The organism is Prevotella sp. oral taxon 317 str. F0108 (assembly GCF_000162415.1).
In the GTDB taxonomy this organism is placed as follows: domain Bacteria; phylum Bacteroidota; class Bacteroidia; order Bacteroidales; family Bacteroidaceae; genus Prevotella; species Prevotella conceptionensis.
Genome location: NZ_GG740097.1, coordinates 1 through 914, shown reverse-complemented (window position 1 = coordinate 914; position 914 = coordinate 1). Strand labels below are relative to the sequence as shown.

The following is a 914-nucleotide window of genomic DNA, read 5'->3' as shown; positions in this document are numbered from 1 at the left end:
TCGGCGGTCTTCACGCAGCTGCCCCCCGCGGGCGTACGTGCGGTCGGTTCGGTCAGTGCTGTCGTACACGTTGCCCATCACGTCGGGGTTGCGCCATTGGCGTGCGCCGTCACCGTATTCCGCCTCGGCCAGGCTGCCGAAGTCGTCGTAGAAATAACGCACAATCCGCCCGCTTATTGCATCGTGGGCGTGCGAAAGCCGGAAGTCGTCGTCCCAGCGGTAGCCCCTATTATATAAGGAGTGCCCGCCGCGAGTCACGCTTGGGCGTGAAGGCCGACCCACGCCGTCGTACTGCATGGCGCAGGCCACGCCGCCCGTCATCGTGCGCAGCGTCTCACGACCCAGGCGGTCGTGTTGCAGGCGCGCCTCCCACGGGTGCGGCATACCTTGCACGATGGCTTTTACGCTCTCGGGCAGCCCCGCATCGTCGTAGCCGTAGGACACGTCCGCACCCAGGTCGCTCAGCGTGTGGGTCAGCCGTGAACGGCTGTCGTAGCAGTGCTCAATGGCATGGCCGTTTTGTATCTCGCGGATGATGCGCCCCAGCGCATCGCGCTCGAACAGCGTCTCGCCATGTGGGTTGCTGGCCTTGCAGAGCCGCCCGGCGCGGTCGTATTCCCACGCCTCCCAGCTGCCGTCAGGGTAGCGACTGTAAGTAAGCCGCCCCGCAAGGTCGTGCTGATGGTGGATGGTGGTGCCGTCGGGCAGGTGCGTAACGAGTACAGTCCCGTCCATGTCGCGCTCGTAGCGGCGTTCCTGGCCGTCGAAACCGCGCTCGGCTATCACTTCACCGTTAGGGTCGCGTTCAAACGTGTAGCGTTCGCCGCGCTCGTTCTCCACGTGCAGCAGCCGTTCGTAGGCATCGTAGCCATACTCCCGGGCGGAAACGGTGTGCATGCCCGCGGTACGGCGCA

1 pseudogene is annotated in these 914 nt (G+C 65.3%); it reads right to left on the bottom strand.

Annotated elements, in window-relative coordinates:
• Positions 1 to 914 (bottom strand): annotated as a pseudogene (locus tag HMPREF0670_RS15075) (hypothetical protein); the annotation flags it as partial.